Source organism: Pediococcus sp. M21F004 (assembly GCF_051122535.1).
Lineage (GTDB): Bacteria > Bacillota > Bacilli > Lactobacillales > Lactobacillaceae > Pediococcus > Pediococcus inopinatus.
The window spans coordinates 1,704,512-1,729,633 of record NZ_CP177314.1 but is presented as its reverse complement, the minus strand read 5'-3'; the positions used below and the strand labels follow the sequence as shown (position 1 = coordinate 1,729,633).

General features: G+C 38.6%; 19 protein-coding genes. 3 read left to right on the top strand and 16 right to left on the bottom strand.

Translation table 11 applies throughout. The annotated features are described in order from the left end of the window. Positions 1-27 precede the first annotated feature (27 nt). The 10 genes from ACLHK8_RS08615 to ACLHK8_RS08570 all read right to left on the bottom strand — a co-directional run bounded on the left by ACLHK8_RS08615 (position 28) and on the right by ACLHK8_RS08570 (position 16,503). On the bottom strand, positions 28-6,564 hold the full coding sequence (locus ACLHK8_RS08615; protein WP_434520306.1) for a mucin-binding protein: 6,537 nt from the start codon (positions 6,562-6,564) through the stop codon (positions 28-30). Positions 6,565-6,918: 354 nt separating this feature from the next. After that, positions 6,919-7,536, bottom strand: a complete 618-nt coding sequence (locus tag ACLHK8_RS08610) for a response regulator transcription factor (protein WP_063698461.1) — start codon at positions 7,534-7,536, stop codon at positions 6,919-6,921. Further along, on the bottom strand, positions 7,533-8,732 hold the full coding sequence (locus tag ACLHK8_RS08605; RefSeq protein ID WP_063698463.1) for a sensor histidine kinase: 1,200 nt from the start codon (positions 8,730-8,732) through the stop codon (positions 7,533-7,535). Before ACLHK8_RS08605 ends, ACLHK8_RS08610 begins: the two co-directional genes overlap by 4 nt. A gap of 308 nt (positions 8,733-9,040) precedes the next feature. Then, a complete protein-coding gene (locus ACLHK8_RS08600; protein WP_320531994.1) occupies positions 9,041-10,114 on the bottom strand; it encodes a DUF916 and DUF3324 domain-containing protein in 1,074 nt (357 codons plus the stop codon). A gap of 26 nt (positions 10,115-10,140) precedes the next feature. Further along, positions 10,141-10,872 carry a WxL domain-containing protein gene (locus ACLHK8_RS08595; protein ID WP_063698465.1) on the bottom strand — a complete coding sequence of 244 codons (732 nt, stop codon included), beginning with the start codon at positions 10,870-10,872 and terminating at the stop codon, positions 10,141-10,143. 279 nt (positions 10,873-11,151) lie between these two features. Then, on the bottom strand, positions 11,152-11,550 hold the full coding sequence (locus ACLHK8_RS08590) for an LPXTG cell wall anchor domain-containing protein (protein ID WP_156486353.1): 399 nt from the start codon (positions 11,548-11,550) through the stop codon (positions 11,152-11,154). Between the two features lie 18 nt (positions 11,551-11,568). Further along, a complete protein-coding gene (locus ACLHK8_RS08585) occupies positions 11,569-13,086 on the bottom strand; it encodes a hypothetical protein (protein ID WP_434520305.1) in 1,518 nt (505 codons plus the stop codon). A 462-nt stretch (positions 13,087-13,548) separates the two neighbouring features. Beyond that, positions 13,549-14,442, bottom strand: coding sequence for an IS3 family transposase (locus ACLHK8_RS08580; protein WP_063696711.1), 894 nt, complete (start codon positions 14,440-14,442; stop codon positions 13,549-13,551). Beyond that, positions 14,439-15,113 carry a transposase gene (locus ACLHK8_RS08575; RefSeq protein WP_434520304.1) on the bottom strand — a complete coding sequence of 225 codons (675 nt, stop codon included), beginning with the start codon at positions 15,111-15,113 and terminating at the stop codon, positions 14,439-14,441. Before ACLHK8_RS08575 ends, ACLHK8_RS08580 begins: the two co-directional genes overlap by 4 nt. A 40-nt stretch (positions 15,114-15,153) precedes the next feature. Further along, positions 15,154-16,503 (bottom strand): helix-turn-helix domain-containing protein, encoded by a 1,350-nt coding sequence (locus ACLHK8_RS08570; protein ID WP_434520303.1) that lies wholly within the window; start codon positions 16,501-16,503, stop codon positions 15,154-15,156. 212 nt (positions 16,504-16,715) lie between these two features. Between ACLHK8_RS08570 and ACLHK8_RS08565 the strand changes: the two genes are divergently transcribed. After that, positions 16,716-17,999: an ISL3 family transposase gene (locus ACLHK8_RS08565; RefSeq protein WP_320531993.1), complete on the top strand. Its 1,284-nt coding sequence runs from the start codon at positions 16,716-16,718 to the stop codon at positions 17,997-17,999. Positions 18,000-18,176: 177 nt separating this feature from the next. Here ACLHK8_RS08565 and ACLHK8_RS08560 read toward each other — a convergent pair whose 3' ends face one another. The 6 genes from ACLHK8_RS08560 to ACLHK8_RS08535 all read right to left on the bottom strand — a co-directional run bounded on the left by ACLHK8_RS08560 (position 18,177) and on the right by ACLHK8_RS08535 (position 22,736). Then, positions 18,177-18,788 carry an Asp23/Gls24 family envelope stress response protein gene (locus ACLHK8_RS08560; RefSeq protein WP_231908633.1) on the bottom strand — a complete coding sequence of 204 codons (612 nt, stop codon included), beginning with the start codon at positions 18,786-18,788 and terminating at the stop codon, positions 18,177-18,179. Between the two features lie 13 nt (positions 18,789-18,801). After that, on the bottom strand, positions 18,802-18,996 hold the full coding sequence (locus ACLHK8_RS08555) for a DUF2273 domain-containing protein (RefSeq protein ID WP_063698695.1): 195 nt from the start codon (positions 18,994-18,996) through the stop codon (positions 18,802-18,804). Positions 18,997-19,006: 10 nt separating this feature from the next. Next, positions 19,007-19,576: an alkaline shock response membrane anchor protein AmaP gene (gene amaP / locus ACLHK8_RS08550; RefSeq protein WP_063698697.1), complete on the bottom strand. Its 570-nt coding sequence runs from the start codon at positions 19,574-19,576 to the stop codon at positions 19,007-19,009. A 12-nt stretch (positions 19,577-19,588) separates the two neighbouring features. Next, on the bottom strand, positions 19,589-20,479 hold the full coding sequence (locus tag ACLHK8_RS08545) for an SDR family oxidoreductase (RefSeq protein ID WP_057773218.1): 891 nt from the start codon (positions 20,477-20,479) through the stop codon (positions 19,589-19,591). Positions 20,480-20,763: 284 nt separating this feature from the next. Further along, positions 20,764-21,678 (bottom strand): hypothetical protein, encoded by a 915-nt coding sequence (locus ACLHK8_RS08540; RefSeq protein WP_057773216.1) that lies wholly within the window; start codon positions 21,676-21,678, stop codon positions 20,764-20,766. A gap of 38 nt (positions 21,679-21,716) precedes the next feature. Continuing rightward, complete coding sequence (locus ACLHK8_RS08535) at positions 21,717-22,736, bottom strand: YdcF family protein (RefSeq protein WP_063698699.1); 1,020 nt, start codon at positions 22,734-22,736, stop codon at positions 21,717-21,719. Between the two features lie 228 nt (positions 22,737-22,964). Between ACLHK8_RS08535 and pnuC the strand changes: the two genes are divergently transcribed. Both pnuC and ACLHK8_RS08525 read left to right on the top strand, forming a co-directional pair. Next, positions 22,965-23,732: a nicotinamide riboside transporter PnuC gene (gene pnuC, locus ACLHK8_RS08530; RefSeq protein ID WP_057773211.1), complete on the top strand. Its 768-nt coding sequence runs from the start codon at positions 22,965-22,967 to the stop codon at positions 23,730-23,732. 89 nt (positions 23,733-23,821) lie between these two features. Continuing rightward, positions 23,822-25,111, top strand: coding sequence for an ISL3 family transposase (locus tag ACLHK8_RS08525; RefSeq protein WP_320531992.1), 1,290 nt, complete (start codon positions 23,822-23,824; stop codon positions 25,109-25,111). Positions 25,112-25,122: the final 11 nt, after the last annotated feature.

Below are 25,122 nucleotides of genomic sequence, written 5' to 3'. Positions count from 1 at the left end.
ACTGTTTCTAAAGCTCCTTTCATTTAATTACTTTTCGTCTTCATGACGCCGTTTCCGACCAATTCCTAACAAACCAGTAAGTCCAAGAATAAGCATTCCGATCGTGTACAAGAATGAATCAGAGCTTTCATCTGTTTGTGGTAACTTCTGTTTATTAGAATTTGTATTTTGCTTCGTAACATCACCTTTAACAGTTGATGTTTTTACAATTGACACATTACCAGTATTAGCATTGTCTCCGATATGACTACTTGTATCATTGCCACTCACTGGCTGCTCATCATTACCGTCGCCATCAACATTTTGATTGCCTTCTGGTTCTTTTACGCCACCATTTGGATCCTTAGGTGGAGTTGAAGTTCCTGTAAAGGTATAGGTAACTAACTCATTCAGTCCATTACCATTGGTATGAATTGCTTCAACTTCTCCACTCGATAACTCGATTGCAGAAATGCTTGCTAAACTTGCCAGATAATTCTGAATTTTTGGACTATCAACTCCAGCAAACCCATTTACACCGTTTACAGTCCATTCAGTGTATCCAAGAAGTTCTCCAGTCACCTTATCAACTAAGGCACTTCGCTTGTATTTTGTTGACTGAATAACTTTTTCAGGCGCAGCTGGCGCATTAGGATCGTTACTTGATTTGATAGTGTAAGTGATTGTTCGGGTAACTGTTTGGTTCAAATCATCAGCAGTGATTACCGGCAACTTAGGACCTTCTGGGTTATTTGGATCAACTGGTTGAGTTGGATCTGTAGGCTCAGTGATCTCAAGATCCCCATCACGAGTGTATGTTACTACCACATCATCTGAATTAGCCTTGAAGTTTGAAACGTCCTCATCGGTTAAATCAATAGCAGAGGCATTTTTATCAGCCACATATCCATAAACCTTAGGACTCGTAACAGCCTTAAAGCCATCATTATTGTCATTACCATCATTGTTTGTTGATAATACCCAATCGCCATAACCTAATAACTCACCTGTCTTACTATCAACTACTGCTGTACGTCCATAACTTGCAGTTTGAGTAACAGCCTTTGGAGTAGCACTTCCAGCACCTTTGTAAATGATTTCACGACTAACCATTTTGTTCAGATCTTTTTCATCTACACCTTCGGGATATTTAGGCCCCTCAGGATCAGTCGGATCAATTGGTGTTGTCGGATCTTTTGGATCGGTAGGTTCAACGATTACGCCGCCGTTACTTGTGTAAGTCACTAAGACATCTTGTGAAGCTGCCTTAAAACCAGTAATATCACTATCTGTTAACTTAATGTCGTTCACTGTCTTATCAGCTGTATAGCCTGAAATCTTTGGATTAGTAACAGCGATCAAACCGTCATTGTTGTGATTATCATCACTATTAGCCGTTAAGACCCATGCACTATATCCTAGTAGTTCACCAGTTTTACCATCAACGGTTGCAGTCCGCGTATATTTACCGGTTTGGGTAACCGTTCTTGGTGTTGTGACACTTGGTAGGTCGGGATCCACAACCACTTTGTACGTGATCGTCCGGCTAACAGTCTTGTTCAAATCGCTCTCTGTCACACCTTCGGGATACTTTGGTCCTTCCGGATCGGTTGGATCTACTGGATCCGTGGGATCCTTCGGATCACTTGGTTCGACGATAACTGTGCCATTGCTAGTGTATTGAACCTGAACATCTTGTGATGCTGCGACAAATTTGTCCACTTCCGCATTACTTAATGCGACGGCCGCAACGTTCTTATCTGCGCTATACCCGGTTAATTTGGGACTAGTTACGGCTGTAAAACCATCATTTGTCTGGTCTTCATCACTATTTTCACTGAGAGTCCAGTCACCATAGCCTAATAACTCACCAGTTTTACTATCCACAATCGCTGTTCGCACATACTTACCGGTTTGTTTAATCGGTTCCGGAGTCGTGACACTTGGTAGATCTGAATCGACAACCACGTTGTACGCGATCTCGCGACTGATTGTCTTGTTCAAATCACTTTCCGTCACGCCTTCTAGATACTTCGGTCCTTCCGGATCGGTTGGATCTACTGGATCCGTGGGATCCGTGGGATCCTTCGGATCACTTGGTTCGACGATAACTGTGCCATTGCTAGTGTATTGAACTTGAACATCTTGTGATGCTGCGACAAATTTGTCCACTTCCGCATTACTTAATGTAACAGCCGTTGCGTTCTTATCTGCACTATACCCAGTTAATTTGGGACTGGTTACGGCAGTAAAGCCATCATTCGTCTGGTCCTCATCACTATTTTCACTGAGAGTCCAGTCACCATAGCCTAATAACTCACCAGTTTTACTATCCACAATCGCTGTTCGCACATACTTACCGGTTTGTTTAATCGGTTCCGGAGTCGTGACACTTGGTAGATCTGAATCGACAACCACGTTGTACGCGATCTCGCGACTGATTGTCTTGTTCAAATCACTTTCTATCACACCTTCGGGATACTTTGGTCCGTCTGGATTATTCGGGTCAATTGGTTGAGTTGGATCTTTTGGATCAGTTGGTTGAACAATAGTACCACCGTTACTACTGTATACAACTTTGACGTCTTGCGATGCTGCCACAAATTTGTCCACTTGAGTATCAGTTAATGACACGACACCTGCGTTTTTATCGGCCGTGTAACCTGCCAATTTTGGACTGATAACAGCTGTAAAACCATCATTATTATTGTTAGTGTCATTATTAACGCTTAGCATCCATTCACCATAACGTAAGAACTCACCAGTTTTGGCATCAACGATTGCATTTCGGGTATAATCACCTGTCTGGGTAACCATTCCTGGTGTTGTTACTGTTGGTAAGACAGGATCAACAACTACGCTGTATGTGATCGTTCGACTGACGGTCTTGTTCAGATCTTCTCCAGTCACTCCTTCCGGATACTTTGGACCGTCCGGATTGCCCGGGTCAATTGGTGTATTCGGATTTTTGGGATTAGTTGGCTCAACCGTAACCGTTTCATTTTCAGTGTAAGTAACTGTAATGACAGTGTTTTTAGGTGCTTCACCAATGTTTAATATAACAGCGTTAGGACTAACAGACTTCACTGTTACTTGATCAGGTGAATACCCTAAAACTTTTGGACTTGTGACAGCCCCATAGCCACCCTGTGGAGTCCACGATACTTTACCAGTTGTTTCATTGGTCACAACTTGGTACGTAACCGTTTGCGGAAAATCTCCCGGTGTTGCAGTACCTGCTCCAGTATAATGAATCGTCTGACTTACTTTGACATCTTCATTTTGAACAATTCTGTCAGTACTTAGCGCAATCGTTCGCACAATATTAAATAGCTCTTCAGTTTCTTTACCTAAATATTCATTATCATCACCAGGTACTGGGTTATTATCAACAGGATTTGTAGCCCGCTCGTTTCCAAACGATGCAGCAGTAATATCAGCATTGGGTTCCACTGCGGCTACGTCATTGACTGTCGTACCGGTAACAAGTTGTGAATAACCAGGTTTAGCTGCTGGTTTGTATGCAGCAATCACCGCACTATCAGCAACCACATCATTGGCAGTTGCAGTACCGCTAGCATTAGTTGTCCAATTTGCATAAACCACAGTACCGTCATTGTCTAAATGAGCAGTTCGGTAAATGTTGGCACTGGCAGTTGCAAATGTATGTGTACCATAAAGTGGATCGGTCGTAGCTACTGAGGTGTTAACTGGTAAATCATTTTCTGTTGCGCCGTTACCTGCAGCGTAAGTGATTTTTTCGTCAGCTTTACCAGTTAAGTAGGTTACGCCGGTACCAGTAATATCACCTGGATTATTTGGTGAGTAGATGATTGCCACAACTTGAATTGTCCGGTTGTCAGTATCATCATCCGTCAATGAAATTGAGATAGTATCCCCAACTTTGTAGTTAGGGTAATTAGGATCATCAACTTCAAAACCACTTGGTGCAGCGATAACATATTTAACAGCGGAATCACTTATCTGGCCAAAAATAGATTTTGGACTATCAACAGTTTTACCATCCTTAGTTACATAGGTAATGGTTGCTGAAGCTGGTGTAGTGGCCACCAAATAGTTAAACATATTATTATAATCAGATACGTCTAACGAATACGAAGTATAAATACTGCCGCCAGTATCATTTTTACCTGGACTGTTATAAGAACTGATAGTGGATTCACCAATATGCGGCGTATACCAGTTTTTAGTGTCATTCATAGAAACCGGGCTGGTCCATGTGAATGTGCCTGGCGCTACAGTTGAATCAGTATCCAATACCCACTTTGATGAATATGAATTATCAGAATATTGGGTATATACGATTTTATAACTCTTCTTACCAGCGGTAGTTGGATCAGCTTTGTAATCAGCCATCGCTTTTTGAACTGCTTGATATTCGGCATCGTAAACTGATTTAATTAAAGCATTTGTGTCAGTCAGGTTATCAGAATAGTCAGAGTATTCATTACCTTTATTGTCTAGGACAACTGTTGCCGATTGTGATTTCCCAGCAGAATTTAGATTTTTAACCATGGTGTTCGTTTTAGTTAGCAAAAATTGACTGACATCTTGCGTTTTACCACTAATAGCTGCTTGGAACGCGGCCTGTTTAATATTTTCAGTACTGTTGTTAAGGTACGTAGCCGTTGTCATATAAAAACCATCATGGGCTAACTTCGTGGTATCTTTTGCATCATGATTGTCAGTGAATAGTGCTAATTTGCCACCATTGTGATCTGAAAGTAAATCTTTTCCTTCGACAATAGTTGTCTTCAGGTTAGTTAGAGATGTGCTTGGATCAAATGCTGTCTTATTTTGCAGCAAATCGTGTAAATAATCATTTTCACCATCGATCCCAGCAATATAATCAGCTCTTTCGATGGTGTTACGGATAGAGGTATAAATATTAGTTATATATTGTGAAAAGAAAATGGATGCAAATGGGACGTCACCAATTTGAGTGGCAAGCGCTCCAAGATCCTGATATGCATATCCATTCATAATAGTGTAAGTGATATCCGCAAACGTGGTACCATCATTTAGAAATTGGACGTCCCAGTCATTTTGACCACCCAATGATACCGGATTACCCAGAATTGCTTTTTCCATATAAGACTGAATAGCTGGCTGGAACATCGGAATATAAGCGGCAAAGGCCTGATTTAGCTGCCATAATGTATCACTAATTGCTTTAACTGCATTTGAATTAGCGTCACCAGCAACGTAATTTGGCGAATTCACATCCTGTACTGTTTTCATAGCTGCAGTAGCTGCATTCTGATAGATTGTCCAAATATTCTTTTTATCATTAGAAGCAAGAGCAGAATTAAATGCATTAGATGCAATGCCCAGAACATCTGCTGGCATATTGCTACCAGACACAGCGTCCTTATTATAGGCAATGGAGTTTGCATATAAAGCAAGATTGTCCTTTAAGCCAGCACCTAACGCCTCAAAATATGCATCTTGCGCTTTGGCCCATAATTTAATATATGCTTGATACCCAGCCTGATAATTGACATCATCAAGATGATCTGGTGCATTGTCAGTACCACCAAAACCAAGAAAATTATTGTCAACATCGACACTATCGACCCACCACGCCTTTGGATCACTGATGTCAATACCATAAGGGATGTCCGTTTTTGTTATTTTTGAAATATCAACATGTACTTGTGGATAAGGAAGTAAAACACTGTTTCCCACGGTCTCAGGTGATATATCTAAATGAACATCCTTTGACGTGTCAACACCATTGGCAATCCGCCCCGCCTCATATACTTTGCCTAACCCATATAAATTCCGTAAAGTTGTATAACCACCGGGTACAAGGGTTATTGACCCTGCCACACCAACATTATTTGCTGTAGAAGCTAATCTTTTTTTTTCAACAATGTCGTAGCTAGCTTGAGCATAACCATTTTTATAACTTTGGCTATTTGTGTCTATAGGCACAGTAGCCTTAGTTGCAGTAACTACTTGCGCTTGCCCCGTTGCAAGATAGGTAGATTCTGCCTCTGATTTGGTATTGTTAAGTTCGGTACTGGTTGGATTTACTAAATTAGTTACGTTTGCATCAGCCTTTTTATTTGCAGTACCTGAACTAACGGCGTCTGAAACGGTTGCTACTGAGTTTGATGCCGCTGAACTCTGTACTGTTGCACTTGGGGCAGCAAAATTTGATGCTGAACTCTGTGCTGTTGCACTTGGGGCAGTAGAACTTGATGCTGAACTTTTTTCTGTAGCACTAGATACTGTCGCGCTTTCTGAAACAGAGCTCGTGGCCTCGGAACTAACTGCCGTCTTTGTAGCGGGATCTGCACTTGAATTAACATCTGCTTCTGAGCTTGTACCGCTGACTGCCGAGACTTCTTCCTTACTATCCGCACTGCTGTTTACTGAGGCGGCATTGGTCACTGGGGGTGTGTTTTCATCCGCATGAACATCTTTTGCTGGATTTGCTAACCCAATCCCTAATGAAAGCATCGCTAATCCTGCGAATACCCACGTTTTTCCATCCTTATACATCTTGAAATGTTCAGAAACTTTACTCGCTTGTCCAAGTCGATTATTTTTACCCATTATCATTACTCCTCCTTATAAAAAAGCAACTACACTCATTTTGAGTTTTCCTACCGCCTAATAATTCAAAAAAGCTTAATGGTAAATGAGAACGTTCCCATATATCTACCAGTTGCGTTTAATCATATATTCTAAGCAATAGATTCTCAACGTCCGTTTGGGACAACATAACTTTCCGAACGGGAAACCTCACTATTTATTTTTTGGGGATTTCTCCCTGCCCCTTCGTTTTTCAAAACTATTTTCATCTATTCTTTATTGTTCGATTAAATATATTTATAAATTGGTCTACAAAAAAAGTGTGATTTAGAATTCTCATCTAAATCACACTTTTATTCTAAAGATTTGCCCATTCTATAGCCTAATCAATTCTAGTTGCATCACTTTTGCAACGGCTGCTGCCCGACTGTCTACTCCTAATTTACTATAAATACTGGTCAAGCGACCTTTGATAGTCCTTTCGCTAAAATGAAGATCTTTGGCAATCTTGGAACTATGCTCGCCTCTAGCAATTCTTGTAAGTAAGTCCAAATCTTCTTCGGATAATTCATATTTTACGTTTCGATAATCCGTCGTGTTCTGTAACATTTCAGGCGAAACAATCACTTTTCCATTCATGACATCATTAATTGTTTGAAAAATTATTTCCGTCGTTGCATATTTTAGCAAGTACCCGTCGGCCTTTAATGCCATCGCTTTACTAAAAACACCGATATCCTCATATGTTGTAAGAATAATAACTTTGACTTCTGGAAATTGGCTTTTAACCCGACTTAATGTAGAGGTGCCGTTTAAAACTGGCATCCGAATGTCCAATAGCATCACGTCAATATTAACGGTATCTAATAAATCGAGCGCTATTTTCCCATTTTCCGCTTCAGAAACAACTTTAATATCTGGATTACTATCAAACACGGATTTTAAGCCTTCTCGAAACACTGGGTGATTATCAACGATCATTATTTTTATCATTTTGATCCTCCAAGTGGCACATTAACTATAATGGTGGTGCCTTCGCCTTTTACTGAATTAATTTCAAAACTCCCATTAATCGATTTTGCACGTTCAGAAATATTTTTTAAGCCAAAATTCAATCCACCTTTAGGGACATTTTTCACATCAAACCCTTTTCCAAAATCAATAATTCGTACGCAATACTTATCACCATTAGGCTCTCCAAGAACAATAGCACTATGCACATTGCTATGTTTACTGACATTGATCAGACATTCATGAATGATCATTTCAAGTTGGTAAAATACTTCCGAAGAAAAATCCGGATGTCCTTTAATTGTGCTCTGAACATCTAAATGATAGTTCTTTTTAAAAGTGCTGCTTAAAATATTAATTCTAGTTTCCAGATTTAAATCTCGATTAGTCTTCAAATTTTTAACGATCGCTCGAGAATTAATGACCATTTCACGTGACTGATCAATCACGTGTTCTATTTCAGCTAAACTTTTTTCACGACTCCCACCCTTTTTCATTTCATTTGCTGTTGCTTCCAAATTCAATAAATTTCCAATAATCTGTTGAATAATTGAATCGTGAAAATCACGCGCAATTCGATCCCGTTCCACTTCAATCGTCGTTTGTTCGACCTGATCATAAACGCTCTCTAATTGTGCATACAATTTCTGACTTTTTTTTAATTCAATAAACTGCCTCGTGAAGGTAGTTTGCGTGTATAAGGCGGCCACAGTAACAAAAGCTCCCAGTTCTAATAAAATGATTGTATGCCCTATACTAAAATTCTTAAAAATATTTTCAAAATACATAGCCGAAAAGATCAAAACTACTGGCACCAACATTGCCATACGTTCTTTCCCTTTTGAAAAGTTCCAAATTTCCAATAAAATTACGGGTGCCATCCCCATTACAATCGGAATTCCACGTCCAATAAACACATACGAGCCCATTAATATAATTAATTGCATCAAAATGATAGCTTCAATTCTAAACCGAAGCAGACTAAAAACAAACGCGAGTTGAATAATCATAGTTAAAAAGAATAACCCTAAGTAAAGCCAGTTCGTTATCTTATCCATAAAAAAAACATACTTAGCCGTTGCCGAAATTAAATAAACAGCAATGATATAAACTAACGCCGTCCATTTAGAAATTTTTAGTAATTCTTTTTGAATTTTATTCAACTCTGTATTTCCCATATCTGTCCTTTTCCATGTTTTCAGTCAAACATTGTCCGATTTATTAATCATTCGGTTTGATTGGTATAGGTTAAAAATAAACAAATTTTATCGTTTTTCGAAGAAATTATCACAATTTCATTTAATTGCCTATAGTATATCAAAGGTTAGCGCTATCATAAAGCTATCTACAATGGATATTTCAAAATTGTTTGCTATATAAACTTTTTATATAGTAAACTATGTAACTTTTTAAATCAAAAAAACAGCCTACGTAGTTTTATAACTTGCCTACGTAGGCTGTTTTTTAATTATGGTTCTTTGCAAACTTATTCATCTTCTTCGTGCTTATTTAGCTGTTGCCGAAGAGCTTCATTTTCGGCTTCTTTAGCTTTTAGCTTTCTTCTAATTAGCCAAAATACGATGGCAATTAGGATAAGGATGATGAGTACGCCGATGAGAATGTAGATCCAGGTGTAATCTTCTTTAATCGATACATCTTTAGCATTCAATTTAGCTGCTTTTTCACGGGTAATGGTGAACGTCTTCTTGAAATGCCAAGTCTGTTTTTTAGATTTAGCCGTGATGTCCATCACGTATTTTCCCGCTTTTAGCTTTTGCCCATTTAATTGGAGACCGTAACTGAATACAGAATTGGGAGCCATTTGCATGTTTGCCGTTTTTTGATGATAGAGCACTTTCGAGCTGCCATCTTTTGTCACCTTCGCATTTACGGATAACTTGTTGAGGTACGTAGATTTCACGTTTCGCAGCTTGGAATTTATCACATTCCGTAAGTTAACTTGTCCAGGTTTGACACTTGCCAATTTCATGTCTGGCTGTACCTTTTTAGAATTCTGTTGTAACACTACTCCAATGAGATAAGCATACTCATTTTGAACCGTTGTCCCTTTGCTTTTTTTCGTTTTTTTGGTAATTGCTGAATTTTTATCCTGAAGCCGCAATCCCCCTGCCATAACACCATTGAATTTTTCTTTGGGCATTGTAATTTTTAGGTGAATCTTTTTAGATTGTTTAGCATTTAAAACAACTGTTTTTTCCACTGGTTTGACATAGTCTGCCAAAGAATATTTTAAACTTGTATCAAAATTTTTCTTGGCAACCCTTTGGTACTCAACTGTCCCGTTCAAGTTGGTCGTCGCTGTGTTGACCTCGGGTTCAATTTTAACCTGTTTTTTAGAACTGTTAGTTACTGTTACTGTCACAGTTTGTGTAGCTCCAGGCTTTAAATTTAAATCAAAGTACGTAACACTTTTATCTACTTGATTTTTTGGTAGATTGGCTTCTACCCCAAAAGTTAGTTCACTTGCAGAGACTGGGATAGTTAGTAATATCCCCAATACCATTGTCATTAAAATCAAGAATAAATTTTTGCGTTTCACAGTGACGACCCCCTTACCAGTTTAGATTAAGAATTTGTTGGTGTATCTGCTAAGCTCCAAGTTAATGTTGTGCTGTAGCTATCTGCATTTGGATGAGCTGCGGCTGGAACCATTAGTTTAACTGTTGAAGCACCTTTTTCTCCGAAAACATCAAGCCATGTTCCAGAACCACCACCTGCGTCAGCATCCATAACACTTGTTGTTGAGCCATCTGGAGCTAATGCCGTTGTGGTTGTTGTTGAATCAACTGTATCATTTGATGCTGGATATTGAGTAGAAGCTGTTTTGTCTGTACCTACTCCAAGACTCAGTGCAGCACCACTCAATTCACTACCTGTAGTGTCTTTAAATTGTGCATTTTCACTAACCGTTAAACTCCAACCTTTAGGGGTTCCAGCGCGACGATCACTGACTTGCACATAGTTCGCAAATTCGGTCCCATCGGCTTTTGTAGAATCCTTTGCTGTATAAGTTGTATCTGAAGTTGGAATTGGGTGTGTCCCAAAGTCAAAGTTAGAAACATAATCAATTGTTAATGGTCCGGTTTCACCGGTTCCGGGGATTTCTGGGTCTGTTGGATCTGTTGGATTTCCTGGATCAACTGGGTCAACTGGATTTGTGTTATCTTCTGTAAAAGTAGCTGTTGCTGTAGAATTTTCTACTCGGCTTTCTGCTGCCAAAACTGTAACCGGGGCAACCGCTCCTAAAACAAGAGTACCAACGCTAAGAACTGAGAGTAATAATTTTTTGTTAATCATGAGTATCGCTCCTTTTCATTTTCCAATGTCTATTTTGCTTTCAGCAAAATCCTATTATCAACACGGATGTCCATCCTCGCTACACCGCTATAGCGGCTAGTCGGACTGGCTCCTTTTCATTTTTCAATGTCTATTTTGCTTTCGCAAAATCCTACTATCAACACGGATGTCCATCCTCGCTACACCGCTAAAGCGGCTAGTCGGACTGGCTCCTTTTCATTTTCAATACTTATTGTGCTTTCAGCAAAATCCTATTATCAACTTACATCACATTATTTTTTAAAACCGTGCCTGCTTACCTGATCTTTTCTTCATCCAATACCAACCAATTACGACAAATCCTAAACTACCAAACACTTGTAAAATTCCATCTGATTGTTCATCAGTTTGCGGTAAGAATTGTTGCTTCTTTGCTGTTGAAACTGGAACCGTTGACTGAATCTCTGTATCTGATCCATTGTTTGTTGGCACCTTTTTGGCGGGTACTAAATTTTCTGCTGGTACTTTGCTTGGTGGATCTGTTGGATCAACTGGCACCGGTGCTGGTGGATCAACTTTTGTAAAACCCACGCGCCCTTCCGACGTAACCTCTGAGACATGGGTATCACCGCGAATCGGTGAATTTATCAAACACATTGACGTAATCGTCAATATTGTGAGTAGCAAACCTCTTTTCACGTGACCTCATCTCCTTTGCTAATTTCCTGGCGTATCTTGCAAAGTCCAAGTAACCGCGCCAGCATAAGATTCTCCAGCTACTGGTTGCCCGGCTGTGGGTTCAAAAGCTAGCCCGTTTTTGCTATCCCAAGCACCAGAAATATTGGTCGTGGTATTCGGCTCGGCTTTTGCCAAACTTTTTACCGGAGCTGCTGCTGTTCCTAACGTATAATCAGTTCCGTCATTGATATAATGGAGACTATTTGTGAGAACACCACCACTTGTTGTACTTGTCATTTGCTTAGACAATGTGGCTGTTACGCTCCACCCGTTCATTATTACCCCTGATGGAATGGTCCGTGTATCCTTTACCGCCAAGGCATTTCCGGTGACTGATTTTGGCATATATACTTTTGTTCCTGTAGCCGCAGCGTCTAGATCTGTTCCAAAACTAATGTTGCTTGGAGCAGTGAGGGTTAACTCACCAGCAATATATACAATTCGAAAATTGGCGTTACGAATATTCTTTGCAGGATCTGTAAATGTAACAACTAATCTGTAAACCGAGCCTACTATTGAACTACTATATGTTGGTAGATTTTTAGCAGGAATCATATAACTAAATTTGTCTGATTTACCGCCACCGCTTGTATTAATCGTACCAAAGCTTTGCTCAACATTAGAATTTGGGGCTTCAGGTCCATTACCTGACTGTTTTACTACCTTATAAGTCACTTTAATAGCTTCTTTATCAGAATCCTTTATAGAGCCGCTTATTGGTTGTCCTGTACTCTGGTTGTAATAATAAAGATAAGAAAGCTGAACTATATTATTACTTTGATCCAAAGCAATAGACGCAGTTGTTAATGATCTCCCCGAAATTTTCTTCTTTGATTCAGAACTGGAACTGACTGCAGATTCTTTTTTCTCTGCTGAGCTTGATGAAGATTCTGCGTTTGTTTCTGAAGAACTACTTTCCGAAACGACGTCGGCGCTTGAGTTACTCTCTGTTTGTTCTGCATTACTGGAAGCGGTTGATGAACTCTCGGAAATTGCTGAAGAGCTTGTCGAATCGGCCTGCGTATCTGATGCAGAGGAACTTGATGATTCCACTGGTGCAGCTATCGCAGTTGTTTGCACCACGTTGCTTGTAACTAATTGATCTGCACTCAAAACACTCATTGAAAATGTTCCGGCTGTTTCCGCAACTAGCGGAATTGTAAAACTTTTAGCTGTTTGACCTGTTACTGTCAGAATCAACTTGTCTGATTCCTGGTGTGACTGAAAACTTGCTGCTTGACCATTCTGCTTAAGCGCTGTTTGGTCAAGTTTCATCCCCGTTGGCACCACTAAAGTAAAGTTCTCCGAATCCGCTGTCAATTCTCGTAGCTGAGTAGCCTTGACCTCGACCGTATCCCCAACATTCACTGAGGATTTTGCAACGGTGAGACTAAACATTGGATCGGCTTCTTCTGCATAAGTGTTCCGATGACTATAGAATCCAAAAATACTAGCCAAAGTAACAAATACAAGTAATGACTTAAGAATTCTTTTCACAACCATCACCTCTCTTTGTAGAATTCCACTTCCTTTTTACAAGATAATCATAACAGGATATCTATGACAGCGATTTCAATTTTTTTTAGTTAACTAATTATTTTTGATAGTAAATGGAACTGACAACAATAATAAACATGCGTATTAATACCTAAAATACAGAAAAAGTGCTAACTATCAGCTTCGATAATTAGCACTTTTTGGTTTTATAAGTTTATTTAGTTATTTTAACATCAAATGATGCACCGGTGTTTGTGCATAAAAATTGGTTTCTACAATCTTTTTTATTAGCTCCAAATCATGCTTGGTACCTAGGTTTGTCAACCAATATGTATAGTCTGTATCATCATATGGTTCCTTATGATAATTTGTTAAAACTAAGTCATAAGCATTCCCAGGTTGATAATATGCACTAGGCCCTGTCAAGTTGACAGATGAAATAATATAAATTTAAGTTTGTTTCTAAATGGCTTCATTCCAGTATTCATCTGGAGTGAGGCCATTTCTTATTGCTGAACGGTTATGGTGGTTAAAATAATATATTCCATCTTCTACAAGTTTTACTAGTTCTTCATAAGTTTTTGCCAACGGATGGCGAGCCATCCAACGAAGTTTAAATTCATTCCACCAACGTTCCATCGGAGCGTTGTCGTATGGAGTGCCTGGTCTTGACATGCTACGTGTCACGTTATAACGAGCCAAATAATTATTGAAAGCTCCAGAAGTATAAGCAGATCCTCGATCTGTGTGAATTAATGGATGAGCATTACTAAATTGATTGAAAGCTCGCTGAAATACTTGAATTTCGGCTGCACTAGTCTCCGTCAGGCTTAGATTGTAGGCTAACAGTTTTCGCCCGTATAAATCTAAGACACCACTTAAACGTACCTTGTGCTCACCATTTACACCGTAGGTTAATTCAGTTGAGTCTGATAACCAAACTTGATTAGGTGCCGTAACTTTGAAGCTTTGATTTAAAGTGTTATCCAGGATATATTGATCAGACTGTTTAACCCGATTATGTTTCTTAACCTTGATTTCACAGCGTAATCCGAGTTCACGCATAATTCGTTTCACTTGTTTAAGTGTCACAGCAAAAGTGACTTGGTTATCTTTTTCTAGGTTAGTAAGAAGATTCCCAGCTCCTATTCCTTGAAAATGAAAATCAAACCAGTATTGGACACGCTCCTTAAGTACTTTATCTTGTCTTTCCCAAGATGTTATTTGGCGATTAATTCCTTTGTAATAAGCTTGACGGCTTACGCCGACAACTTTAAGTAGTTTGGTGACCGCTCCTTGTTTCCCCTGACTGACTTCACTTATGGCCTGATATGCCAGTCGATGCTGTTTATTCACTCCCTGCGCTGAATTTCTTGAAATTTTTTTATGAAGGCTTCCATAAGTTCTTTATCTTTCAACTCTGATTCTAGTTGTCGGATTCGCAAATTAGCTTTTTCTAAATCAGTTAGTTCACTTAGTTGTTTATGATGTCCACGATTATCAATCAGAGCTTCATAGCCAGCTTGTTTTGTTTTAAGTACCCATGAGCGTGCTTGCTGATAAGAAACAGCGAAATGTTCGGCTGCTTCAGCATAACTATGTTTGTGTCTTGTCACATATTCGACAACCTCAATACGTTCCTTAAAGGTGGTTTTACGACTCATAATAGGGACCTGCTTTCTAAACGGCGAGGCCGTTATTTGTTTATCCCTATTATACCTGGAAACCCAATTGAGTATCTGAGTCGTTGATCGTAATCCATACTTTATAGCTATTTCACGATACGTGCCTTCACCATTCAAAAAATCACTAATGGCTTCCCGTTTTAACTCCTTAGAGTAATGCTTGTTATGATGGGCTTCGGAAAGCTCTTCGGTCCCGCCACTTTGATACTTTACTTGCCAATCTTTCACAGTTTGGGTTGCAACCTTATTGTGTTTGGCAAAGTTACCTAAAGATAAGTTTGACTGTTTAAATTCCGTCAATATCGCTAATTTTTCAGCCGCTGTGTATTTAGATCTAGGCATAGAAAAAGCCCTCCATGATAATCAGATGAATTATATTATTTCATCTGACAACCATAAAGGGATTATTGCAATAGGTCACTTTTACCCGAATTTCTTTTTTGAAAATTTGACGTACAGAATCGATAATTAATTGGCTAATATAGTAGTCAAATGTTGTATCCACCCCGATATCTATATCTTTTTTTTGTTGATATCGAAAATCACGAATAACAAATAATAAGCGGCGCTGAAAGTAAACCTCATTTTGTTTAATCAAGGAACGAAGCGAAACGGAGGCATGCGTTTTAAAAATTTGCATAAGTTCCTTAACAACCGTTCTAGCTTCTTGAGTAAAGAAATTATGGACATAGTACTTCGCGTAAATTTCATCCATATATTCTAGATTCCCCTTAAAACAGAATGGTCGTGCGCAAATATCAAATACTAATTTCATTAATTCAAAGGGCCACTGGCTTCGACTTACTTTCAAAGTACCGGTAATGGTGTGATTCATCTCCTCCACAAAATCCGCTAATTGCGTTTTTTGAGAACTATAAATATCATAGAAGCGCCGCGCCACATTGGTTTTACTGTTAAAAATGGACATACTAATTAACAGCACACACAAAGCTTCCGCCTCAAATTGCTCTTTTTCAGCCGATCGCATATGAAAGGCTTCATGATAGCAGCTACGAACTTGTTGATATAACTCATTTTTCTTATATAGTTCTTTAACACGTCTGGGAATTTCAACATTCATTTCAGATTGAGACTCGAGGCGATGTTGTGAAATGATTAACCATGAATCAACCCGATGAACCGCCTCTGAATGAAAATAGAAATGGAGACCTTCTTGAAGCTCATCGATAAATTTATCGATATCAAAACTCATTTTGGGTGGGAAATAATTTGTTAGTTGAAATAATGTATAGTAGCAAAACCGAATTTGTAATTCACTACCTTGAACACGCCCATTATGAATAGATAATTCGAATTCTTTCAGAATCTTGTTCAGTTGCTTTACCGCGCGATACAAAGAGGCCTCACTCATACTCAGCTCATTTTGTAATCGAAAGTTTGTGACATTTCCGTGTTCATATAAAGTCATCAGAATTTGAAATTTAGGTGATTCCTTTAAATAACGTTTAAAAACCCAGTCATCTAAGGCAAAATTTTGAATCAACTCAAACTCTGCTGTGTTAGTTCCGATCGTAAATAAAACCTTTTTTTCATCAATTAAGGGCTGTACATCAGTTTGCAAATCCTCTAAATAACGTTTTAAAGTAGCTGGCGATAATTTGAAGCTTTGCGTCAAAGTTTGTTTTGAAACGGGACCATCATTTAAGTAAAGTGTTTCTATTATTTTGAATAAGATTTGCTGCGTTTTTTCTAATAAATCCGCCTTATACATAATTTCCGTTCTCACCTCAACCTTTTTTGCGTTCTGTCTCTTACTTTCACCTTCTACCTTACCATAAAATTTGGCTCTATACTTTTTCCTGTTGATGAACTACCAATGTGGTAATCTATTAACAGGATTTTTTTGAAAAAAAAAGAGGCCCACAGGTCCCCACACACAAAAAAATCCACCCACTACAGCATCATCAAAGGATGTGAGAAACCATGAACCCTATAGATAATAATATAAAATTTTCACTCAGTATTAAAGACCCAAATGTTATTTTTTTCAGTTATAAGCATCAATTCATAAAATCAAAACCTGCTAAAGTCTATGTTGCCAATGTAAAAGCCACTTATACAAGGTGTCCTCAATGTGGTTTTGAAAACTTTAGTCATAACGGACACTATGTGTCACGCGTTTCATATCCGTCGGCCAACGCTAGTGAGCCCGTCTATCTTGAACTTCATAAAGAACGATTAATCTGTAAAAATTGTGGAAACTCGGTAATGGCAACAACAGACCTCGTCAATAAGTATTGTAATATTTCCAAAGCTACCAGACAAAAAATATTCATGCATCTTCAGGATGATCGTACTCAGACTAGTATTGCTTTAGACAATAGTGTTTCTCCCAGTACCGTTTGTCGCTATTTAGACAACTATGATGATCTATTTCGGAGAAATTATCATTCTTTACCTGAGCACTTATCTATGGATGAATTTCGTGGTGTTGGCGGCGATTTCCACTTTCTTTGTATTAACGGTGATGGTGATCATGAAATTCAACAGATCCTACCGGATCGCTTTAAACAAACTATTATTGATTACTTTAATAAGTTTGACAGCACCGCTAGAAAGCAAGTAAAGACAGTTTCTCTGGACCTTAATAGTTACTATCAAGATATCGCCAGATTGGTATTTCCAAATGCCAAAATAATTGTCGATCGTTTTCATATTGTTGCGATGATGACTAGATCTTTTAACCAAAGTCGCGTTCAAATTATGAAAGAATACAAGAAACAATCCAAGGAATATCGGATGCTTAAATTCTCCTGGAAACTTTATTTAAAACACTTCGATGAGCTTGAGATTAAAAAAACATTTTTCGATCGACACCTTAGGAAACAAGTAACTCAACTCGAAAGAGTTCAGTTAGGTCTAGATGTTGATGAAAGACTGTTAAATACTTATAACGCCATGCAAGGCATTATGATATGTCTTAAAAATCACGACAAAGATGGTCTTGTTCAATATTTATATAACAACGATAAGCTTAGCTCGCAAATGAAAGATGTTTTAACCACATTTAAAAAGAATCTTGAAATAGTCCTCAATGCCAGTGAATCAAAGTATTCTAATGGTCCAATTGAAGGGATCAATAGAATGATTAAGCAAATTCAAAGAACTGCCTTCGGTTTCCAAAATTATCACCACTTAGTTTCAAGAGTTAAATTACAACAAATGAGAACCAAACCAAACAAAAAGACACTGTTAGAAGTTGCATAACTTCTAACAGTGTCCCAAATTCATCTATCAACAGGATTTGACAAAGAGCCTAAAATTTTGGTATTGCTTTCATTAGTAATCCTTTTGTGACCATTTTGTCATCTCCATTGCGTATGCACAGAAAAAGGGCTTGGAAAACAAACCAGCGTTTGTCTTCCAAGCCCTATTCACTTACTTTTATTCTACTCGTGGTTCTCTTTTTTCGTCCATTTTATGACGACCTTGATTCATCGCCCGTTTGGCATCATTCGTTTTTCTGGAGGCAAAATCACCTGTCGTGTCTGCCGCACTTTTTACTTTATCTTGAACGGTTTCACTGTCATTTTCGTACTCTTCACGCGTTTTGACATCCACCACGTTCACATTTACTTCAATGACTTCAAGATGAGTCATTTCTTTTACTTCGCGCGTAATCACTTTTTTCATTTGTTCAAAGATATCTTCAATATCTGTACCGTATTCCGCCACAATATCCATATCCACGGCTACTTGTTTCTTACCGACCTCTGTATTAATTCCGGCACGCACATCGTCGTTATTAACCAGTTTGTCTTTGACGTTAGAGAAGAAGCCCCCATCAACGGTTAATAAACCATCAATTTCTTCTAAAGCAATGCCAATAATCTTTTGCACTACTTTATCTTCATAAGTTAACTCACCTTTTACTGACACATCATTTTGATGATCATTATTTGATTGTGATGAAGTTGGTCGCCCTGAGTTTTTTACGTTATTTCCATTAGGAATACCGTTCTTACTGTTTGGTTGCATTACGTCTTTTTCCTTCATGATTAAATTCCTCCTAGTTTTTGTTGTTCAAGTATTTTTCCAATAGCTTTGTTTTATCTACATACATCCCGACGGCAACACCCAAAACTACTAAAATAACTAGCAAAAGAGTTTGGAAAAATCCGATTGTGACCAATAATACCGCCAAAATCAAACCAATAATGCCACCGATAATGGAAAGTTTGTATTTATCAATGAGTTCTTGCATGTAAGTCCTCCTACTCTACGCGGGGCTGGCCGGAAGATGTAGCAGTTCCTCTTGTTTGGTAACGTTCCAGCTTCACCTTCACTTTAACTTTATGATTAGAGCCAACTAAATTCTGCACACGCTCCTCTACCCGATTTGACCACTCTTGTGTGTGATCTACCAAGTCTGAGGTGCGTTTGATATTGCCCCTAACATTAATTTGAATCCGCCGATTAGTCGCCGTCGTATTTACTTTCGGATCACCGATAAAATCTTTTTCGTTAAGCATTGATCGCACAATACCATCAATGGCTTTCTTATGAAGAGTTAATTTTCCTCGGTCATCTTTTAGTTTAAACGTTGTCTTGTTGTGTGGTAAAAATACAACGACGATCAGCATAATTAGAGAAAGACCCGCAATCACTAATGCCAACCAGAAAAGCGCGCTATGGGCATAGTAATTGGTAAAGAAGAATTCTCTAATTGCGTTTAAAAACATCGAGCTAGATCCCCACGGCCATGTTAAAGAGATAACCACCAAACAAAGCAGCAGAAGCACTAGCGAACAAATAATAAATAACGTTTTGGACCATTTGTTCATAACTTTGTCCTCCTATAGATTAATGGCTTCTCCACCTGTCACCCCGTAGATTTGGGCAGTCACATAACTAGCCTCATTCGAAGCTAAGAAAACATAAACTGGCGCTAACTCCACTGGTTGTCCAGCCCGCTTTAATAATGAATCCTGACCAAATTTTGGAAGGGCAGCTTTGGGTTGCCCCTGATCTAGCTGAATAGGTGTCCAAATTGGGCCAGGCGCTACACCGTTAACTCGAATCCCCTTGTCAGCCAGTTGCTTGGCAAGAGTGACTGTAAAATTAGCAATGGCTGCCTTGGTTGCGGCATAATCCATTAAATGCGCGCTGGGATTAAAAGCCTGAATCGAAGTTGTCGTCACAATACTGCTGCCTGGCGGCAAATGTGGTAAAGCCTCCTGAACTAGGGCAAACATCGAGACAATATTCACCTGGAAAGTATCCTGAACTTGTTTAATCGGGAGCTCTTCAATTGAAGGTTGGGAGATTTGCTGACCAGCGTTTAAAATTAAGGTATCTAGTCCACCAAACTCTGCCAACACTTTTCGCACAATTTCTGCGGGAACATCATCTTGGCGAAGATCAGCTGGCAGCAACAATGATTTACGCCCTGTTTCTTCAATGTAATGAGCAACTTCTTGTGCATCACGTTCTTCTCCAGGAAAGTACTGGATTGCTACATCAGCGCCTTCACGGGCTAGTGCAATTGCTGCGGCCCGTCCAATTCCAGAATCACCACCTGTAACTAAGGCACGCCGATTTTCTAACTTGTGATTTCCACGATAACTGTTTTCACCACAATCAGGAATTGGCTTCATTTCGGCTTGAAGAGCAGGTGTTTCTTGGTTCTGCTTTTCAAAACCATCCTCATGGTATAAATAACGAGGATCCTTCAAATCCGGTTCCATTAGCTTCACTTCCTTCTCTGTTTGATAATTTAAGCATATCGAAAAAAAAGGACCAATGGAAGATAAATGCTCATTATTCTCTTATAAATACAATAAGGCTGTTATGTATTTCAAAGTAAATCGTTTGCAAAAAAAGATTGATCAACTTGACCAATCTTCTAGAAAAATATTGAAAATAATGAACTTTTCTGTTTTGGACTATAAAAATTATCAAAATAAAAAACCTGACTATTCCAACCACACAGATTATGTCTGGTTAAGATAGTACAGGTTAGTTAAATAAACTATTTTTCATAAACGCCACTGATCGTATTCAATTTAGAAACACTGCCGGTCTGGGCATTATATCGATACATGCCAGTCAAACTTCCAACTGTATTAGATGAATTATTTTGACGCACTTCAATCTGGTAATAATTAGTGCCAATCTGGTTTACTCCATATGAGAGACCCGCCTGATTTGCAATTCCGGCGGCACTCTGGAACGAAGAAATAACCGAATCTGTTTCCTTATCCGTTAAATTGCCAATTGGTTCTGAAGATGAACTGGTTGTTGTGCTGGAACTTGAGTTTTGACTAGCAGACGAATTACTAGTTGCTGAATTAATCTGACTAGTTAAAGCTTTCCCTTGATCCTGTAAGGCTTTTACCCCACTGATACTTGATGACAAATTATTAAGTAAGGCAAGATCTGCAGTTGCGGTCTCGTAATACCCGTTAGAAACGGCGTCATAGGCATTTTGATAATATTTTTTGGCATTCTGTAATTGAGTCGCTTGATCTCCCAAACTTTTGGCTTGTGATTTTAACGTTGAGCTATTCGCTTGCTCAGAGGTAATCTTGGCTAAACTAGAATTTGCTGACGTTGTATCGCCATTGTTCAACGCCTCTTTAGCAGCAAGATAATTTTGGACATTCGATAACAGCTCACTAACTTTTCCGTTTGTTTCATCAAGTTTCTGGGCGGACTTCAACGTTGCCAACGCATTATCGGTTTTGCCATCCTCAATTTGTTTTTGAGCTTTCATATATAAAACGGCGGCTTTTTGTTGGTTAGTTTTTTCGGACTTAGATGATGTAGAAGAACTGTGTGCATTTCCACTTTGTTTACTGGTGCTGCTACATGCGGCTAAGGAAACTAACATCAGCACTGCAACTACGCCAACTAGGCTTTTTTTTATTTTTAATTGTAAGGTCATGATTTTCTCCTCCTTGGCTACATTATACCATGTTCCCCCTAATGCGTTATTAACAAGTAGGTTAAATAACACAGAGTTGTCATAATCAATGCCAAAACATTAATCCATTTAAACATAACGATTAAAGCCAAATATTCTCGAAATGCTGCAAACGGCAAATAGTGCATGGTTGTAGGTGCGCTGATTCCCGTCATCGTAGAATTCAACTGTTTAGCAATTAAACCCGCGCGAAAGACATGAAAACTATTGGTTACAAAAACGGCTCGGTGAAAGACCTTTTCCTTTGTCATCAAGATTTGCGAAAATCGCAAGTTTTCATAAGTAGATGTAGATCGGTCCTCTTGAATAATTTTCGAATTTGAAATTCCAGCTTCGATCAAATAATCTCTCATCGCCTGGCTTTCAGATATAATCTCATCAGTCCCCTGACCACCAGAAACCACAAATTGAGGATGACCACCACGTTTTAGTTGTTTTCGATAAATAGCAATTCCCTTATCAAGGCGTTTTTGCAGAATTTTAGAAACAGTTCCATCAGGCAACAAGCCCGCCCCCAAAATGACGATAAAATCCACTGCATAACGAACTGGCAATTCATCGAGAACGGAAGCTACTGCGTATGAAATAAAACCAATCATGAAATACGCTGTCCATAAATAAAATATCCCCAATAAAACCCAAAGCAGTGAACTATGAAACATAAATAAATTAAGTAAGGTAAGAAAAAACATTGCTAAAATAATAAAACCAACCATTTCCAACAATCGATATCCCGGATGAACGCCAACTTCTTGGATTAATCGCCGACTATAAATAATACAAGCTAACGCAAAAAGAGCCAGAGCAATCGGAATAATTATTGTAAACGCCAAGCTGCTAATCATTAATAACACTTGCATCCAGGGAGCTTGTGTTGCTTCAAGCCACTGCCAACCGGCAAAGAAAAAGCATATCACACTAGCAGTAAAAAAATAGCCATTTAAAAAACGACGTCGATCAGTTAACCATAATGTCACAAAAACAGCTAAACAAATACTGCCCCAATAGCTGAAATTCATCCTCTTCACCTCACTTCTCTATCTTCATTTTAGAAGGAATTTAACCAAAAGAAAAGTTTAAAACTTATTCATCTTTTATCGTTTTGTTTCCCTTACACCAAAAAAAAATTAAATTCAAGTCTTTCATTTAATTTATTTCGTAATACAATATATAGTGTTGATTGATTTTTAAATCAGAACATATAGTATATGGCCATATACATAGAAACAAGAGAGGAAGAGAAGCAAATGTCTAATTATTTACACTTTTTGGCACATCAATTGAAGGGGTGGCCTCAACAAAACTACTATCTATTTTTCTTCAGTCTTGGCTGTCAGATTATGACTCTAGTCAGTGCCCCAATCACAGCTTTAACCATCACAACTTTCATCGGAACAACTTTAGGTGTTTTATGTATTTTAGCAATTAACGCTGCTAAATCTGTTAACGGTTGGTTAGGAATTTTATCAGCAATTTGTTTTATTGTAACTGGTTTAGCCGCCAAAAACTACCTAAGTATGGCTGAACAATTGGCTTATGTTGTCACCCTTGATTTACCTGTTTTATTGAGTTCAAGCTGGAACGTCAACATGGTTTCTAAGATTCGTAAGTTCACTGGTAAAACTTGGTTTGTCGCAATTGCTTCAACCATCGTTGTTTACTTTGTTTCAGGATACTTAATTGGAACCTTCACCAACGATCCTCGTCCTTGGGTTGATGCAATTAGCTTCTCGATCAGTTTAACAGCTGGTGTGATTTGCTTCCTACGTTTCAACAACCAATACTTCTGGTGGGTTGCTTCAGGACTTGCTCAAATGGTTCTCTGGTTCATTTCATTCCGTCAAGGATCAGCAACACTTGCCATGTTTGTAAATAGCTCAATCTACTTGATCAATGATGTTTTGGCATTTACAACATCTCCATGGTATAACAAAAAAGAACGTGCTCGTCTTATTAAAGAAGAAACAAATTACGGCGAAGAAACAGCTGCCGACGTGTCACACGCACATGCTTAAACAACTAAAAAACGGGTCTACACTTTCTGGTATTGGTGAATAACTGATACCAGTTTTTATTTTGAAAATTAAAAGGACATCTGTCCTCTTTGTGCTACGATTTAATCGCCAAACAAAATCGAAAAGAGGAAAAACAGATGTCCCTAACTAATTCTATCTTAAGCTTGTTTGAAATGACAGACCCAAATATAACCGTAACTGGTGTTACCAAGAAACGTTGCCCGAATGGACAACGAATTCATGTCGTTCACGCCAACCTTTCTTATCAGCTTGTGAAATGTCCCCATTGTGGCCATAAAAGTCTAATTAAAAACGGTACCCACGTTAGTCATCTAAGGTTGGGAACCTTATCAGGCGGACGTTATGAAATGCAGCTAAGACGACAAAGATATCAATGCCAACATTGTTTAAAAACCTGTGGAGCTAAAACTAACCTCGTTAGACGTAATGAAACTTTTACCCACAATGTTAAACATCAGGTCATTGTGCTAGCTCGTGACATGCTGACCAGTAAAGAAATCGCTAAAATTTGTGGCATTTCACCAAGTAGTGTTCAACGTATTTTAAATGCAAATATTCACTTGGCTTACCGTGTTAAGCAACTTCCGCCAAATCTTTGTTTCGATGAATTTCGTTCCTGTAATCATCTAATGTCCTTTAACTGTTGCGATGCCGTTAGTCATCGCCGCATTGTGACCCTCAAAGATCGTCTCAGTAAGGATATCATTGATTACTTTGAAGCTCGTTATTCAGTTCAAGAACGTGCGAAAGTTCAAACAATTACTATTGATATGAACGCCGAATATGCTAGCTTTATTCATCGTTTATTCCCGAATGCTGTCACGATTATTGACCGTTTCCACATTATTCAGCTTGCTGGTCGTGCACTAGACAATGAACGTACACGTATTATCCGTACTTTTCAAGATAAGCATTCACGCATTTACCGCATCCTTAAATCTCAATGGCGTTTATTTCATTTGGCAGAAGAGAAAATCAATGACACTAAGCTTATCTATTTACGAGGCATTAACGAGTATATGACCCAACAGAACGCCATCGACCTTGCCTTAGATGAATTTCCAGAATTCAAAACTGTGTATCAAACTTATCAAGGCATTCTAACCGCTATTCACCAAAAGGATGCCACGGAATTTAAAAATTTGATTACCAACTACCAAGTAGCTGGTAATCAAATGGACGTCACCATTTCAACCTTCGTTAAGAACGGCTCAGCAGTGCTCAACAGTTGTCGTTATCCGTATTCTAACGGTCCTATTGAAGGACTTAATCGTAAAATCAAGGTATTAAAGCGTAGCTGTTTTGGTTTTCGAAATATTCATAGCTTCTTCATTCGTATCAGTTTAATTCATGAGTAAACAAAAAGCAC